Source organism: Streptomyces sp. NPDC014656, assembly GCF_043084305.1.
Lineage (GTDB): Bacteria > Actinomycetota > Actinomycetes > Streptomycetales > Streptomycetaceae > Streptomyces.
In genome coordinates, this window is the sequence record NZ_JBIBZN010000001.1 from 44686 (window position 1) to 60854 (window position 16169).

Genomic DNA, 16169 nt, shown 5'->3' on the forward strand with positions numbered 1-16169 from the left:
GATGCTGCTGACGATGCCGTGGAGCGTAGGTTCGCTCAGAACGCGGCGTCAACAGTTTGTTGAAATTGAAGTGTGGTGTTCCGGTCGGCGGCGGCGCCTGGGCGCGACAGGACAGGTGTCAGCACCGCCGCCGACCGGAAATCTGGGGCCCCGCCGAGGCGGGGCGGCAGGTCAGACCTGCGCGCCGGAGAGACGCTCGACGGCGCGGAGCAGGGCCGAGTGGTCCAGGCCGCCGTCACCCTGCGCGCGCAGCGAGGCGACGAGCTGGGCGACCACGGCGCCGACCGGGAGGGCCGCGCCGACGTTGCGGGCGGCGTCGGTCACGATGCCCATGTCCTTGTGGTGCAGGTCGATCCGGAAGCCGGGCTTGAAGTCCCGGTTCAGGAAGTTGTCCTTCTTGCGGGTCAGCACGGTCGAGCCGGCCAGACCGCCGTTGAGGACGTCGAGAGCGGCCTGGAGGTTCACGCCGGACTTCTCCAGGAAGACCACGGCCTCGGCGCACGCCTGGATGTTCACGGCGACGATGAGCTGGTTGGCCGCCTTGACCGTCTGGCCGGAGCCGTGCGGGCCGCAGAGCACGATGACCTTGCCGAGGGCCTCCAGGATCGGGAGGGCCTCGTCGAAGTCGGCCTGCTCGCCGCCGACCATGATGGAGAGCACGGCCTCGATGGCGCCGGCCTCGCCGCCGGAGACGGGCGCGTCGATGACGCGGATGCCCTTCTCCTCGGCGTTCTTGGCCAGGTCGACCGAGGTCTGCGGGGTGATCGACGACATGTCGATGATCAGCGCGCCCCGCCTGGCGTTCTCCAGGATGCCCTCGGGGCCGTAGGAGATGGCCTCGACCTGCGGGGAGGCGGGCACCATCGTGATGATCACGTCGGCGTCCTTGACGGCCTCGGCGATCGAGCCGGCCGCGGTGCCGCCGGCGGCGGCCAGGCGCTCCAGCTTGTCCTGCTCCAGGGTGAAGCCGGTGACGGAGTAGCCGGCCTTGATCAGGTTCTCGGACATGGGGGAGCCCATGATGCCGAGGCCGATCCACGCGATCTTCGGAAGAGTGCTCATGGTGAGGGTGCCTCTCAAAGCAAGGTCGTACGGGGGAGGGGGCCTGCGTCAGCGGGCCGGGCGGGCCTCTGCGGCGAGCCATTCGAAGGACGCGGCGGCGTCGGCGGCCTTGTACTCCAGGCCGACCCAGCCGTCGTAACCGGCCTTCCTCAGCTCGTCGAGCAGCTGCTCCAGCGGCAGTTCGCCGGTGCCCGGGGCGCCGCGGCCCGGCATGTCCGCGATCTGGACGTGGCCGGTCTTCGCCGCGTACTCGGCGATGACGGCGCTGACGTCCTCGCCGTTCATGGCCAGGTGGTAGATGTCGAGGAGGAACTTGGCGTTGCCGAGCCCGGTGGCCTCGTTCACCTTGTCGACGACCTCGATCGCGGAGGGGGCGCTCACCAGCGGGTAGAGCGGCGACTCCGGCTCGTTCAGGGTCTCGATCAGCAGGATCGCGCCGACGCGGTCGGCGGCGCGGGCGGCCAGGACCAGGTTCTCCAGGGCGAGGGCGTCCTGGACCTCCGGGTCCACGCCCTCGACGCGGTTGCCGTAGAGCGCGTTGAGCGCCTTGCAGCCGACCGAGGCGGCGAAGTCCGCGGCGATGTCGATGTTGGCCTTGAAGCGGTCGGACTCCTCGCCCGGGACCGAGACCGCGCCGCGGTCCGGGCCGGGGAGCTGTCCGGCGTAGAAGTTCAGGCCCACCAGCTGGGTGCCGGCGTCCTCAAGAGCCTTCTTGAGGGCGTCGAGCTCGCTCTGCTCGGGGGTGGCGGTGTCGATCCAGGGCCACCACAGCTCGACCGCGGTGAAGCCGGCCGCGGCGGCGGCCGCGGGGCGCTCCAAGAGCGGGAGTTCCGTGAAGAGGATCGACAGGTTCACATCGAAGCGCTGGTCGGTGTATCCCATGAGGGGCAGGCGCTCCTTCCGTATTGCGGAAGTAATTTTCTGTCTGACGGAATGTTGCAAGTCCGTGGCGTCGCTTGTCAAGAGCTCCCCGCGACTCCGGGACTCCCCAGGCCCTGGTCCGGGGCCGTAGCGTGGGGGCATGGTGCGTTTGAGAGTGGAGTTCACGACCGAGCCGTTCGACCTCGACGAGGCGCCGGCGCACGCGGTCGTGGCCCGTGAGGTCATCCAGTCGGCCGAACTGGACGCCGTCGACGTCGGCCCCTTCGGCAACACCGCGGAAGGCGGCGCCGACGCCGTCCTCACCGCCGTCGACGAGCTGCTGCGCAAGGCGCTCGACGCCGGTGCCACCCGGGTCTCGCTCCAGGTCAACGTGATCGGTGAGGGCGGGGAGGACGCGAAGTGACCGAACACCCCTTGGCGGCGGCGGTGAAGCCGCTGGTCGACGCGATGGGCGCGGAAGTGCTGGAGCCGGCGCAGGCCGCGGCCGACGACGTCGTCCTGTCCTGGGAGGGCGAGGACGTCCTCGCCGTCCGGCTGCCGCAGCTGTCGGACTCCCTGGACCACATCCTCGCGGCGATGGAGCGGCGGCACGGGATGCCGCTGTCCGCGCTCGACCGCAAGGCCAAGCAGGAGGTCGTGCGGCTCCTGGAGGCGCGCGGCGCCTTCTCCGTGCGTCATGGAGTGGAGACGGTGGCGGGGGCACTGGGTGTCAGCCGCTTCACCGTCTACAACTACCTGAACAGGGAAAACGCCGCCAAGAACGCGTAGTTGATCAAGAGTTGCCACAGGCCGTCGTCCGGATGTCGGGACGACGGCTTTTGTGTCACCGAGTTTTCAACAAAGTGTTGACGTCGTGTTGCCGAGGGCGTTAGCTATCCGCAGCCCGTCCGACGCACAGCGAAAAACAGCCACGGAGGCTTCCCGTGACTTCAGGTACGACACCGGGCCTCGCCCGGTTCAACACCTCGGCGGACAGCGAGGCTCTCGCCGCGCTCCACGAGGTGTGCACCAGTTCGGCGTGGGGGAGCAAGATCCTCGCCCAGCGCCCGTACACCACCGCCGAAGCCCTCTTCCTCGCCAGCGACGCCGCCATGGCCGAGCTGACCGCCGAGGACCTGGCCGAGGCGATGGCGGGCCACCCGCCGATCGGTCGCCCGAAGGAAGGGGACGCCACCTCCACCCGCGAGCAGAGCGGGATGGCCGGCTCCTCCGCCGAACTCAAGGCCGAGATGCTCGAACTGAACCTGGCCTACCAGGAGAAGTTCGGCCACGTGTTCCTCATCTGCGCCACCGGCAGGACCGGCGAGCAGATGCGCGACGCGGTCCGGGACCGGATCGGCAACACGCCCGAGCGGGAGCGCGAGATCGTCCGCACCGAACTGGGCAAGATCAACCGCATCCGGCTCACCCGTCTCGCAGAGGAAGAGAGCGCCGCATGAGCACCGACACCACGGCCTCGGTGTCCACCCACATCCTGGACACCAGCATCGGACGTCCCGCGGAGGGCGTGGCGATCACGCTCGCCGCCCGCGCCGGCTCCGACGCCGCCTGGGTCACGCTCGGCGGCTCGGCCACCGACGCCGACGGACGGTGCAAGGACCTGCCGGCCCTGCCGGTCGGCACCACCCACGTGCGCCTCGACTTCGAGACCGAGGCGTACTTCCTGAGCAAGCAGAACCAGCAAGCCGAGGCGCAGCAGGACGCCCCCGCGAATCGGGACAGCGGTACGGCCGGTGCTTTCTTCCCGGAGGTGGCGATCACGTTCGCCGTCGTCCCGGGCCAGCACTACCACGTACCGCTGCTGCTCAACCCGTTCGGCTACTCCGTTTACCGAGGGAGCTAGCAGACATGCCCACGATTCTCGGCCAGAACCAGTACGGCAAAGCAGAGAACCGCGTCGTCAAGATCACGCGGGACGGCGCCACCCACCACATCAAGGACCTGAACGTCTCCGTCGCCCTCTCCGGCGACCTCAGCGACGTCCACCTCACCGGCTCCAACGCCCACTGCCTCCCCACCGACACGACGAAGAACACCGTCTTCGCGTTCGCCAAGGAGTACGGCATCGAGTCCGCCGAGCAGTTCGGCATCCACCTCGCCCGCCACTTCGTGACGAGCCAGGAGCCGATCAAGCGGGCCCGCATCCGGATCGAGGAGTACTCCTGGGAGCGCATCGCCTCCTCGGACGCCAACTCCAAGTTCATAGGCTCCGACGAGGTCAACCACTCCTTCGCCCGCAAGGGCCAGGAGACCCGGGTCACCCAGATCACCTACGACGGCGCGAAGTGGGAGGTCATCTCCGGCCTCAAGGACCTCGTCGTCATGAACTCCACCAACTCGGAGTTCTGGGGCTACATCAAGGACCAGTACACCACCCTCCAGGAGGCGTACGACCGCATCCTGGCCACCCAGGTGTCCGGCCGCTGGCGGTTCAACTGGACCGACGACGAGCAGCGCATGCCCAACTGGGAGCGGTCCTACGAGCAGACCCGGCGCCACATGCTGGAGGCCTTCGCGGAGACGTACTCGTACTCCCTCCAGCAGACCCTTTACCAGATGGCCACGCGGATCATCAACCACCGCGCGGAGATCGACGAGGTCCGCTTCTCGCTCCCGAACAAGCACCACTTCCTGGTCGACCTCGAGCCCTTCGGGCTGAAGAACGACAACGAGGTCTACTACGCCGCGGACCGCATGTACGGCCTCATCGAGGCCACGGTCCTGCGTGACGGCGCCGAGGCGCTCATCCCGGTCGACATGACCAATCTCTGAGTGGCACCACATCTCTGAGCGGCACTGAGTGACCCGGTCCCCGCCCGCCCGCAGTCGGGCGGGGACCCGGCACCAGACCGGAGGGAACCCAGCATGGCACTGCCCGCAAAGGGGCCGGCACCCGCCGAAGGCCCGTGTTCCGCCCCGTCGTCCACCGCGGCCCCGTCCCAGGCCGCCTGCCATCCGGTGGACGAGAAACTCCCCGCCTCGCGGCTCGTCCCCGCGGCGCTCCAGCACATCGCCGCCATGTACGCAGGCGTCGTCACCCCTCCGCTCATCATCGGTCAGGCCGTCGGCCTGGACGCCGCCGGGATGACCCGGCTCATCGCCGCCAGCCTCCTGATCGCCGGTCTCGCCACGATCCTGCAGACCCTCGGCGTGCGGAACTTCGCCGGCAACCGGCTCCCGTTCGTCAACGCCGCCTCCTCCGCGGGCATCGCCCCCATGCTGGCCATCGCCGAGACGAGCGCCCCCGGCCACCAGCTCCCCGCCATCTACGGCGCGGTCATGGTCGCCGGCGTCTTCTGCCTCGCCGTCGGCCCCTTCTTCGGCCGGCTCCTGCGCTTCTTCCCGCCACTCGTCACCGGCGTCGTCATCACCCTGATCGGCGTCACCCTGATGCCCGTGCCCGTCAGCTGGGCCCAGGGCGGAGACAAGACCGCCGCCGACTTCGGCGCCATGAAGTACCTCGCCCTCGCCGGCTTCACCCTGGTCGTCGTCCTGCTCTTCCAGCGCTTCGGCCGCGGCTTCGTCAAGCAGGTCGCGCTCCTCCTCGGCCTGCTCATCGGCACCCTCGCCGCGATCCCCTTCGGCATGGCGGACTTCTCCGCCCTGCGCGAGGCGCCCGTCGCCGCCCTGCCCTCCCCCTTCGCCTTCGGCGCCCCCGAGTTCCAGCCCGCCGCGATCCTCTCCCTGTGCATCGTGATGCTGGTCCTCATGACCGAGTCCAGCGCCGGGATGCTCGCCCTCGGCGAGATCTGCGAGCGCCCCAGCGACGGGAGGACCATCACCCGGGGCCTGCGCACCGACGGCATCGCCACCCTGCTCGGCCCCGTCTTCGGCGGCTTCCCGACCTCCGCCTTCGCGCAGAACGTCGGCGTCGTCTCGCTCACCCGGGTCCGCTCCCGCTACGTGGTCGCCGTCGCCGGCGGCGCCCTCCTGGTGCTCGGCGCCTTCCCGGTGCTCGGGGCGGTCGTCTCCATGGTCCCGATGCCCGTCCTCGGCGGCGCCGGCATCGTCCTCTTCGGCTCCATCGCGGTCAGCGGCATCCGGACCCTCTCCGAGGCCGGGCTCGACGACAGCTCCAACATCATCCTGGTGGCCGTCGCGCTCGGAGCGGGCATCATCCCGCTCGCCGCGCCCACCTTCTACGCCGGCTTCCCCGCCTGGGCGCAGACCGTGCTCGGCTCCGGCATCAGCGCGGGCGCGCTCGTCGCCGTCCTGCTGAACCTGTTCTTCCATCACCTCGGCACCCGGAGCCGTCAGACGGTCCCGGCACTCAAATCCTCCTAGGGTCCTGCCGTGCCCACCCCACCCATGAGGAATGAAGGAACCGCCATGGCAGCACCTTCGGCAGCCCCCCGGCGCATCGTCATCGAGAACGCGGCGATCGCCACCGTCGACGCGAACGACACCGAGTACGCCTCCGGCCACCTCGTCGTCGCCGACAACAGGATCGAGTCCCTCGGCGCCGGCAAGGCCCCCGAGAACCTGGAGAACGTGGTCCGGCGGATCGACGCCTCCGGCCACCTGATCACGCCCGGCCTGGTCAACACCCACCACCACTTCTACCAGTGGATCACCCGCGGCCTCGCGACCGACCACAACCTCTTCGACTGGCTGGTCGCGCTCTACCCCACCTGGGCGCGGATCGACGAGTCGATGGTCCGCGTCGCCGCCCAGGGCTCGCTCGCCATGATGGCCCGCGGCGGCGTCACCACCGCCATGGACCACCACTACGTCTTCCCCAAGGGCTCCGGCGACCTGTCCGGCGCCATCATCGGCGCCGCCTCCGACATGGGCGTGCGCTTCACGCTGGCCCGCGGCTCCATGGACCGCAGCGAGAAGGACGGCGGCCTGCCGCCGGACTTCGCCGTCGAGACCACCGAGGGCGCGCTCGCCGCGACCGAGGAGACGGTGAAGAAGCACCACGACGCCTCCTTCGACTCGATGACGCAGGTCGCCGTCGCCCCCTGCTCGCCCTTCTCCATCTCCACCGAGCTGCTCCGCGAGGGCGCCGCCCTCGGCCGCCGCCTCGGCGTGCGCATGCACACCCACGGCTCGGAGACCGTGGAGGAGGAGAAGTTCTGCCACGAGCTCTTCGGCATGGGCCCGACCGACTACTTCGAGTCGACCGGCTTCCTCGGCGAGGACGTGTGGATGGCGCACTGCGTCCACATGAACGACTCCGACATCGCCGCCTTCGCCCGCACGAAGACCGGCGTCGCCCACTGTCCGTCGTCCAACGCCCGTCTCGCCGCCGGCATCGCCCGCGTCCCCGACATGCTGAAGGCGGGCGTCCCGGTCGGCCTCGGCGTCGACGGCACCGCCTCCAACGAGTCCGGCGAGCTCCACACCGAGCTGCGCAACGCCCTGCTCGTCAACCGCCTCGGCGCCCACCGCGAGGCCGCGCTCAACGCCCGCCAGGCCCTGCGCCTCGGCACCTACGGCGGCGCGCAGGTCCTCGGCCGCGCCGACAACATCGGCTCCCTGGAGGCCGGCAAGCTCGCCGACTTCGTCCTCTGGAAGATCGACGGCCTCGGCCACTCCTCCATCGCCGACCCGGTCACCGCCATCGTCTTCGGCGCGGCGGCCCCGGTCACCGCCTCCTTCGTCAACGGCAAGCAGATCGTCGAGAACGACCGACTGCTCTTCGCCGACGAGGAGCAGATCGCGCGTGACGCGCGCGCGGAGGCGCAGCGCCTGGCCCGCATCGCGGCCCAGGCCTGACCCTCCCCCCGGAGTCCGGTCGAGGGGGACGGCCCTCGACCGGTCGCCGCGGACCCGAGCGGGGTCCGCGGCAGCCCGACCGGAGGCGCCGTACGCCCAGTCGTACGGCGCCCCCGGGACGGCGAGGCGCGCCCGCACCCCCACCGGGCGCCCCGCCCCCGCGCCGCACCCCTTCCTCCGGCGCACCGCACCACCCCGTTCCGAGCCGCACCTCCTGCACTTCGCACCGCATCGCACCACCTCCCTGACACCCGCGTCACCGCCGACGTGTACCCGACCGGAGGAACCGCCGTGGCCGACGAGCCCCAGGTTCGCAATGCACAAGACGCAGGCACCGCCCCGGAAGGCCGGACCAAGCATCCGGTCGACGAGACCCTGCCCCCACTGAAGATGTTCACCAGCGGCCTCCAGCACGTGGCCGCGATGTACGCGGGCGTGGTGGCCCCGCCCCTGATCGTCGGAGCGGCCGTCGGCCTCTCCGGCACCGAACTCACCTTCCTGACCGGCGCGAGCCTCTTCACCGCCGGTCTCGCGACCTTCCTCCAGACGCTCGGCGTCTGGAAGATCGGCGCCAAGCTCCCCTTCGTCAACGGCGTCACCTTCGCGGGCGTGGCCCCGATGCTCGCCATCGTCGACACGACGGAGGACAAGGCCGACGCCCTGCCGATCATCTTCGGCGCGATCATCGTCGCCGGTCTCCTCGGCTTCCTGGCCGCGCCGTGGTTCTCCCGGCTGGTGCGGTTCTTCCCGCCGGTGGTCACCGGCACCGTGATCACCCTCATCGGCATCTCGCTGCTGCCGGTCGCCTTCGGCTGGGCCCAGGGGCCCAATCCGGCGGCGGAGGACTACGGTTCGGGCAAGTTCCTCGCGCTGGCCGCCGTCACCCTCGCCGTCGTCCTGCTGCTGCGCCGCTTCACCCGCGGCTTCCTCAAGCAGATCGCGGTCCTCGTCGGCCTGGTCCTCGGCACCCTGATAGCCATACCCTTCGGGGTCACCGACTTCTCCCCGGTGACCGAGGCGGACATCGTCGGCTTCCCGAACCCCTTCCACTTCGGCGCCCCGCAGTTCGCCCTCGCCGCGATCATCTCGATGTGCGTGGTCATGCTGGTCTCGATGACCGAGTCCACCGCCGACATGCTGGCGCTGGGCGAGATCGTCGAGCGGCCCGCGGACGAGAAGACCATCGCGGCCGGCCTGCGCGCCGACACCCTCGGCTCGGCGATCAGCCCGCTCTTCAACGGCTTCATGTGCAGCGCCTTCGCGCAGAACGTCGGCCTGGTCGCCATGACCCGGATCCGCAGCCGCTTCGTCGTCGCCTGCGGCGGCGGCCTGCTGGTCCTGATGGGCCTGTCGCCGGTGATGGCCTCGCTGATCTCGGTCGTGCCCCGCCCGGTCCTCGGCGGCGCCGGTGTCGTCCTCTTCGGCTCGGTCGCGGCCAGCGGCATCCAGACCCTGGTCAAGGCCGGCCTGGAGAAGGACAACAACGTCCTCATCGTGGCCGTCTCGATCGCGGTCGGCATCATCCCGATCACCAAGCCGGACTTCTACCACGCCTTCCCGGAGACCGCCCAGATCATCCTGGACTCCGGCATCTCCACCGGCTGTGTCGCCGCCGTCCTGCTCAACGTGGTCTTCAACCACTTCGGCCGCCGCGCGGACGACGACGAGGTGACCGCGCCGATGGAGCCGGGCGACGAGATCTCGGAGACCCGCGGCGCCAAGGCGGCCCCCGTCCACTAGGACCCGCCGCACCCGTCCCGCCCGCCCCGGGCCCCGCGCACCGCGCGGGGCCCGGGGCGTCGTCGTCTCCGGCGCCCTCACCGCCACTCCAGCGCGATCCGCCGGGCGCACTCGCGGGCCAGCGCCGGATAGGCGGCGGCGATCGCCTCGTACAGCCTGCGCCGCAGCAGCCGCTCGGCCTCGCGGCGGCCGGCGTCGCCGTACAGCCCGTCGAGCAGCGTCTCGTACCGGACCAGCGCCTGCCGCAGATAGCCCACCTGCCAGCGCACGAGCGAGCCGGCCGGCGCCGGCGCGCCCCGCCCGCCCGGGCCGCGGGCGGTCAGCAGGTGCCGGTGGCGGGCCGCCCGCCGCTCCAGCTCGGCCGCGGGCAGCCGCGGCACCAGGATCGGCTCGGCCCGGATCGCCGCGAGCACGGCGGCCCGCCGCCCCTCGGCGAGCACCCCGACGGCGGCGCTCCCGCGCCGCTCCACCAGGGCGGAGGAGGCCGCCGTGAACTCCGGCGTCCGCTCCACCGCCTCCACCCGCGCCAGCAGGTACAGCCGCAGCGGCGCGAGCGTGTACCGGCGCGGGTCGCGCCCCTGCACGTCCGGAAGCCCCAGCAGCTCCCGCATCATCGCGTCGGTCCAGCCGCGCCGCCGCACCCCGGCCGACGACACGTACAGCGAACGGTCCGTCATGATCCCCCCAAGAATCGACTACGGAGAGTAACGATCCCAGTGGAGCACGCCCCACCGACAACGCCCTCTTGCGAACCGCTCCCTCCGCGTGCCATATAGGTCTGGACCTTTCCGACGGAGATGGAGGCCGGCCCGTGCGACGCCCCCAACGCCCGCTCGCCGCAAGCCTGTTGGCCGTACTGGCGCTCAGTGCCTGCGAGCGTGCCGAACCCCCGGACACCACCCCGCCCGCCGCCCCCACCGGCCTCACCGCCGCCTCCGGCAGCGCCACCACCGTCCACGTCATGTGGGAGGCCGCCGCCGACGACCGCGCCGTCACCGGCTACCAGGTCCTCCAGGACGGCCGCCAGGTCAAGGAGGTCCCCGCCACCACCGTCATGACCGACGTCACCGGCCTCGCCCCCGGCACCCGCCACACCTTCGCCGTCCGCGCCCGCGACGCCGCCGGCAACACCTCGCCCGCCACCCCCGCCGTCCCCGCGACCACCCTCCGCGCCACCGCCGAGGACCGCGAACCCCCCACCGCCCCCCGCACCCTGCGCGCCACCCCCGACGGCCCCGGCGCCGCCGCCCTCACCTGGACCGCCGCCCGCGACGACACCCGCGTCACCGCCTACGACGTCTACCAGGCCGGCGTCCGCGTCCACACCGCCCCCGGCACCGCCACCACCGCCCGCCTCACCGGCCTGCGCCCCGGCACCGCCTACTCGCTCACCCTCCGCGCCCGCGACGCCGCCGAGAACTCCTCCCCGGACAGCCCGCCGGCCGAGCTCACCACCGCCCCCGCCCCCGGCGCGCCCCCCAACACCTCCCCGCTCGCCCTGCGGGCCGAATCCGCCCACGGCGAGATCACCCTCACCTGGACCCCGCCCGAGACCGGAGCCCCCGTCACCCACCACGAACTCCACATCGACGGCCGCTTCGCCACCACCGTCGTCTGGGGCACCGCCCCGCCCCCCGGCCGCGCCGCCTACACCTTCCCGGCCCAGGCGGAACCCGGCACCCGCCTCACCCTCACCCTCCGGGCCCGCCTCCCCGACGGCACCTGGGGCGACTTCTCCGCGCCCCGCACGGTCGTGGTGCGCTGAACCCCCGCCCGGGGTGTCCCTCAGGCCGTTCCCGGCACCCCCGAACTACCCTGGAACCGTGGCCGAGACCGTTCTCACCAATACCGGGCTGGACCAGTTCCTCGCGCGCCTCGACGGCGGGGCCGAGACCCGGGACCCCGCCTTCCGGCGGGCCGCCGAGGTGGTGCTGGGGCTGCTGGCGCTGCGCGGGGCCGACCGGAAGAGCGGGATGCCCGAGCCGGAGCCCGCGCTCGTGCGCCGGCTGCTCGTGGAGGACCTGCCAGCGTTCGTCCACGTGGCGCCGGGGGAGCTGGCGGCCTACCCGGCCGTGGTGGAGGCGCTCGCGGGGTGCTTCGGCGGAGGGCTGCGCGAGCGGGTCGCCGCCGTCGTCGGCGAGAGCGCCGGGGACTTCGAGCGGGCCATGGGCGATCCGGGCAACCTCACCTGGTACCGCTGGTACGCCTCGCTGCTGCGGACCATGGGGACCGACCTCGGCGACGCCGAGGACGTCCGGCGGCGGATCGGCGCCCTCGACGGCGCGCCGCTGCCCGACGGGGTGCTGCGGGCCGACCTCATGGGACGGACCGCGCTCGCCGACACCGTGCTCGCCGAGGCCGTCGCCCGCGCCTACGTCCGCGACGCCGAGGAGCCGCCCGCCGCGGGCCCGCTCCTCGGCGACCACGCCGTCGCCGCCGGCGTCGGCCGGGTCGCCGCCGCGCTCCTCGACCGCTGGACCGCCGCCGGCCTCGCCGAGCAGCTCACCGGCGCGTACGCCCGCTTCGCGCCCGGCCCCGACGACTTCCCCCACCTCGTCCTCGCCGACGCCCTCCTCGACGAGCACATGGACTACCACGGCGACCCCGGCATCGCCGTCCCGCCGCTCCGGGCCGCCGGGGCCGGGAGCGCCGGGGCAGGGGACGCCGAGCGGGACGCCGACGCCCTGCTCGCCGCCGTCGAGGAACTGGCCGAGGAGGAGTACGAGCCGTACGGCGGCGAGGCGCCGCACCTGCTGTACGCGCTCTACCAGCGCGGCTGCGCCGCCGACTCGATCGCCCGCCGCGCCGCCGAGTACGAGGACTGGACCGTCGACCCGGCCCTGGAGGACGTCCCGGTGACCGTGCCGGAGGGCGTCACCGGCGCCTACGTCACCCCGCCCGTGCCCGAACTCGTGCGACTGCTCGGCTCCGCCGGCCTCGGCGAGGACGACCGGGCCCGCCTGGAGGGACCGGCCCGCGAACTCGCCGCCGTCGCCGACCGGCTCGCCGCCACCGGCCTGGTCCTGCGCGCCGGGGACGCCTTCGGGCTGACCCCGCGCGGCGCCGCCACCGTCCGCTACCTCCTCCGGGTGCGCGGGGTCGCCGCGCCCACCGCCGCCGAGGCGGCGGCCTGGTCCGCCCCGGAACTGGTGGCCGCCGCCGCGCGCTGGCCGCAGGCGCCCGCCGCGCACGCGCTGGCCGACTGGCTGCACGCGCGCGGGGACACCGCCGAAGCCTGGTCGGAGCTGCTGGCCGCGCTCGGCACCGTCCACGCCCACGCCTCCGAAGGAGCCGACGTGCGCGCCCTGTTCGGGCTCCTGGACACCGCCGCCGCCCCGCCCGGCGCCCTCCGCGAGGCCCTGCGCGACCCGGTGACCGGCGCCTACGCCCTGCACGCGCTCCGGGCGCGCGGCGAGGAGGCCGACCCGGTCCAGGTGCCGGTGTCGGCCCGCGCCCTGCTCGTCCTCGACCGGCTGCCCGGCAAGAAGGGACCGCTGGAGTCCCGGCGGGCCGCCTTCGACGCCGCCGCCGCCGACTGGCCGGGCGGCTCGGCCGCCCTGGTCAGGGCGATGGCCGGGGCCGACCCGCACGGCGCCGCCCGGGTCCTCGGCCCCCTCGGCATCAGCCTGCCGTGAGGTACATCCCCGAGGGGCCCGCGCCCGCCGTGTTCCGGCAGGACCGGTTGCCCGACGGGACGTCCCGGATCAGCGCGAGACAGCGCCCGAGCGCCTGCTGTCCGTAGGCGTTGGGGTGCATGGACTCCTGGACGAGGCCCTGGGTGCTCTGGCTGTCGATCCACCGCGCCCACTCGCTCGTCGCGCCCGAGGGCGGCAGCGCGGCGGTCGCCTGACGGCTCGCCCTCGCGCACACCTCGCGGCCCTGGAGCGCGTCCCGCAGGTCCAGGAACTGCGCGCCCTTCGCCACCGCGACCTGCCGCAGCCGGCCGGAGAGCTGGGGGACGAGGGAGTCCCGCGCCCAGTCGGAGTCCTTGTTCCAGAACGGGCAGCCGCCCGTGTTCGTCCGGGACCAGCCGCTCTCGGAGTAGCGGTTCTCGGCCGCGCGGGGGAGCGGCGACGGGTAGGACTGGAGCACGATCCGGTAGTCGGAGGCCGCGTAGCCCGCGCCGGCCATCACCGCCCGGACCTCGTCGACGGCCTTGCCGACGGAGGCCATCACGGCGTCGATCCGGGCGTCGACCTCGGCCTGCTGGTCGTCGTGGCAGTAGGAGTACCAGACGAGGTAGTCGGTGGCGCAGGTGGTGATGATGTCGGCGAAGCCGAGGTCGTTGCCGCCGACGGAGAGCGCGATCAGCTCCACGTCGTGGGAGGCGGCGACGGCGGCCAGCCGGTCGGCCTGCGGGGCCTCGCCCTTGTACGCCCGGCCGCCCTGCGAGGCGCGGAAGACGTTCTCGGTGGTCGCCCCGGAGCAGGCCAGGTTGATCAGGGAGCTCGCGATCGGCCCGGCGCTGCGCACCTCGGAGACGTCGGAGCGGTGGCAGCCGCCGGCGGTGGAGCCGTACACCCGGGAGGGGTCGTAGCCGCTGCCGGTCCAGGCGCGGTCCGTGCCGTCGCGGCTGCCGGAGTTCGTGAGGCCGTTGCCGAGCCAGCGGCCGGCCTCGCCGGAGATGTAGCTGTCGCCCATCGCGACGACGGCGGTGGGGCCGGTGCCGGGGGAGGCGGCGGCCGGCGGGGCGGCGACGGAGGCGAGTCCGGCGGCGGTACACAGTGCCAGGAGTGCGCGGAGCGCGCGGTGGGGGGTCGAGGGCATGGCTGTGCTCCTGCGGTACGCGGTGACGTGGGGGACGGCCGCCGGCCGGTGGCATGGCGGAATCTCGCACGCGCCGACTTATTACCGCTAGGTAGCTGCGTATCTCGGTTCCGTCACGTCCCCTGTGACGCGACAGGCCCCGCCCCCCGGAGCTGTGCGTTCACCGGGGACGGGGCCCGTACGGGCGGGGCGTGGCGGTCTCAGCCGACCAGCTGCTCGTACGCGGGGAGGGTGAGGAAGTCCGCGTAGTCCGCGTCGAGGGAGACGTGGAGGAGGAGGTCGTGCGCCTGCTGCCACTTGCCGGCGGCGAAGGCCTCCTCGCCGATCTCGGCGCGGATGGCGGCGAGCTCCTCGGCGGCGACCGCGCGGGCCAGCTCGGGGGTGGCCTTCACCGTTTCTCCGGCGTGCTCGAACTCGACACCGGCGTTGATCCACTGCCAGATCTGCGAGCGGGAGATCTCGGCGGTGGCGGCGTCCTCCATGAGGTTGAAGATGGCGACGGCGCCGAGGCCGCGCAGCCACGCCTCGATGTAGCGGATGCCGACCTGCACCGCGCTGACCAGGCCCGCGTAGGTGGGCTTGGCGTCGAGCGAGTCGATGGCGATGAGGTCGCCGGGGGCCACGGAGACGTCCTCGCGCAGCCGGTCCTTCTGGTTCGGCCGGTCGCCGAGGACGGCGTCGAAGGAGGCCATGGCGATCGGGACCAGGTCGGGGTGGGCGACCCAGGAGCCGTCGAAGCCGTCGCCGGCCTCGCGGTCCTTGTCGGCCTTGACCTTCTCGAACGCGACCTTGTTGACCTCGGCGTCCTTGCGGGACGGGATGAAGGCCGCCATGCCGCCGATCGCGTGCGCGCCGCGCTTGTGGCAGGTGCGGACGAGGAGTTCGGTGTAGGCGCGCATGAACGGGGCCGTCATCGTGACCGCGTTGCGGTCCGGGAGGACGAACTTCGCTCCGCCGTCACGGAAGTTCTTGACGATGGAGAAGAGGTAGTCCCAGCGGCCCGCGTTGAGACCGGCGGCGTGGTCGCGGAGCTCGTAGAGGATCTCCTCCATCTCGTACGCGGCCGTGATGGTCTCGATGAGGACCGTGGCGCGGACGGTGCCCTGCGGGATGCCGACGTAGTCCTGGGCGAAGACGAAGACGTCGTTCCAGAGGCGGGCCTCCAGGTGCGACTCGGTCTTCGGCAGGTAGAAGTACGGGCCCTTGCCGAGGTCGATCAGGCGCTGCGCGTTGTGGAAGAAGTACAGGCCGAAGTCGACGAGCGCGCCGGGCACCGGGCGGCCCTCGAAGGTGAGGTGACGCTCCTCCAGGTGCCAGCCGCGCGGCCGCATGACGACCGTGGCGAGCTCGTCGGCGGGCTTGAGGGCGTACGACTTGCCCGAGCGCGGGTCCGTGAAGTCGATGTTCCGGGTGTAGGCGTCGATCAGGTTGACCTGGCCGAGGACCACGTTCTCCCAGGTGGGGGCCGAGGCGTCCTCGAAGTCCGCGAGCCACACCCGGGCACCCGAGTTCAGCGCGTTGATCGTCATCTTCCGGTCGGTCGGACCGGTGATCTCGACGCGGCGGTCGTTCAGGGCCGCCGGGGCCGGCGCGACCTTCCACGAGTCGTCGGCGCGGATCGCCGCGGTCTCCGGCAGGAAGTCGAGGGTGGAGGTGCGGGCGATCTCGGCGCGGCGCTCCGCGCGGCGGGCGAGCAGCTCGTCGCGGCGCGGGGTGAACCGGCGGTGGAGCTCGGCGACGAAGGCGAGGGCCGCCTCCGTCAGCACCTCCTCCTGGCGCGGCAGGGGCTCGGCGTCGACGACGACCAGGGGGGACGGCGCTGGTGCGGACATGAACTGTCACTTCCTTCAGCGGACTACGCGTGCGGTACCAGGCGGCCGCCGGGCGTCACGGACGGCACGGAGTGCCGCGGGTGCCGAGATACGGCCGCGAGCGCCCTCGCAGGGGCTCAGGCGCTTCTACGCAGTGGATATTAGTTTCCTCATGGTGGAAGTTCA

The 16169-nt window shown here is 72.5% G+C and carries 15 protein-coding genes; 10 read left to right on the forward strand and 5 right to left on the reverse strand.

The window, feature by feature from the left end; all coding sequences use genetic code 11:
• Positions 1-171: 171 nt before the first annotated feature.
• Both ACF1ED_RS00205 and ACF1ED_RS00210 read right to left on the reverse strand, forming a co-directional pair.
• On the reverse strand, positions 172-1062 hold the full coding sequence (locus tag ACF1ED_RS00205) for a 2-hydroxy-3-oxopropionate reductase (protein WP_391756106.1): 891 nt from the start codon (positions 1060-1062) through the stop codon (positions 172-174).
• Between the two features lie 48 nt (positions 1063-1110).
• Positions 1111-1944: a TIM barrel protein gene (locus ACF1ED_RS00210; RefSeq protein ID WP_391756107.1), complete on the reverse strand. Its 834-nt coding sequence runs from the start codon at positions 1942-1944 to the stop codon at positions 1111-1113.
• A gap of 142 nt (positions 1945-2086) precedes the next feature.
• On the opposite strand from ACF1ED_RS00210, the gene ACF1ED_RS00215 reads away from it, so the two are divergent.
• The 8 genes from ACF1ED_RS00215 (at position 2087) to ACF1ED_RS00250 (ending at position 9405) form a co-directional block, all read left to right on the forward strand.
• Positions 2087-2347 (forward strand): hypothetical protein, encoded by a 261-nt coding sequence (locus ACF1ED_RS00215; RefSeq protein WP_351850168.1) that lies wholly within the window; start codon positions 2087-2089, stop codon positions 2345-2347.
• Between the two features lie 44 nt (positions 2348-2391).
• Entirely contained in the window at positions 2392-2712 is a 321-nt protein-coding gene (locus ACF1ED_RS00220) for a helix-turn-helix domain-containing protein (protein WP_391756784.1), read from the forward strand.
• 155 nt (positions 2713-2867) lie between these two features.
• Positions 2868-3383: a 2-oxo-4-hydroxy-4-carboxy-5-ureidoimidazoline decarboxylase gene (uraD, locus tag ACF1ED_RS00225; RefSeq protein WP_391756108.1), complete on the forward strand. Its 516-nt coding sequence runs from the start codon at positions 2868-2870 to the stop codon at positions 3381-3383.
• Positions 3380-3787 carry a hydroxyisourate hydrolase gene (gene uraH / locus ACF1ED_RS00230; RefSeq protein WP_351850158.1) on the forward strand — a complete coding sequence of 136 codons (408 nt, stop codon included), beginning with the start codon at positions 3380-3382 and terminating at the stop codon, positions 3785-3787. Before uraD ends, uraH begins: the two co-directional genes overlap by 4 nt.
• Before the next feature lie 5 nt (positions 3788-3792).
• Positions 3793-4716: a factor-independent urate hydroxylase gene (gene pucL / locus ACF1ED_RS00235; RefSeq protein ID WP_391756109.1), complete on the forward strand. Its 924-nt coding sequence runs from the start codon at positions 3793-3795 to the stop codon at positions 4714-4716.
• Positions 4717-4809: 93 nt separating this feature from the next.
• Positions 4810-6228: a nucleobase:cation symporter-2 family protein gene (locus tag ACF1ED_RS00240; protein ID WP_391756110.1), complete on the forward strand. Its 1419-nt coding sequence runs from the start codon at positions 4810-4812 to the stop codon at positions 6226-6228.
• 45 nt (positions 6229-6273) lie between these two features.
• The gene (locus ACF1ED_RS00245) at positions 6274-7665 is read left to right on the forward strand and encodes an 8-oxoguanine deaminase (RefSeq protein ID WP_391756111.1); all 1392 of its coding nucleotides are present in this window, start codon (positions 6274-6276) and stop codon (positions 7663-7665) included.
• A 390-nt stretch (positions 7666-8055) separates the two neighbouring features.
• On the forward strand, positions 8056-9405 hold the full coding sequence (locus ACF1ED_RS00250) for a nucleobase:cation symporter-2 family protein (RefSeq protein ID WP_391756785.1): 1350 nt from the start codon (positions 8056-8058) through the stop codon (positions 9403-9405).
• A 77-nt stretch (positions 9406-9482) separates the two neighbouring features.
• On the opposite strand, the gene ACF1ED_RS00255 is transcribed toward ACF1ED_RS00250, so the two are convergent.
• Positions 9483-10082, reverse strand: a complete 600-nt coding sequence (locus tag ACF1ED_RS00255; protein WP_391756112.1) for a hypothetical protein — start codon at positions 10080-10082, stop codon at positions 9483-9485.
• Between the two features lie 134 nt (positions 10083-10216).
• Between ACF1ED_RS00255 and ACF1ED_RS00260 the strand changes: the two genes are divergently transcribed.
• Both ACF1ED_RS00260 and ACF1ED_RS00265 read left to right on the forward strand, forming a co-directional pair.
• Complete coding sequence (locus ACF1ED_RS00260; RefSeq protein WP_391756113.1) at positions 10217-11170, forward strand: fibronectin type III domain-containing protein; 954 nt, start codon at positions 10217-10219, stop codon at positions 11168-11170.
• A 58-nt stretch (positions 11171-11228) separates the two neighbouring features.
• Positions 11229-13040 (forward strand): hypothetical protein, encoded by a 1812-nt coding sequence (locus tag ACF1ED_RS00265; RefSeq protein WP_391756114.1) that lies wholly within the window; start codon positions 11229-11231, stop codon positions 13038-13040.
• On the opposite strand, the gene ACF1ED_RS00270 is transcribed toward ACF1ED_RS00265, so the two are convergent.
• Entirely contained in the window at positions 13027-14172 is a 1146-nt protein-coding gene (locus tag ACF1ED_RS00270) for a GDSL-type esterase/lipase family protein (protein ID WP_391756115.1), read from the reverse strand. The two genes, ACF1ED_RS00265 and ACF1ED_RS00270, sit on opposite strands and share 14 nt — an antisense overlap.
• Before the next feature lie 200 nt (positions 14173-14372).
• Positions 14373-16004, reverse strand: coding sequence for a malate synthase A (gene aceB / locus ACF1ED_RS00275; RefSeq protein WP_391756116.1), 1632 nt, complete (start codon positions 16002-16004; stop codon positions 14373-14375).
• Positions 16005-16169 lie beyond the last annotated feature (165 nt).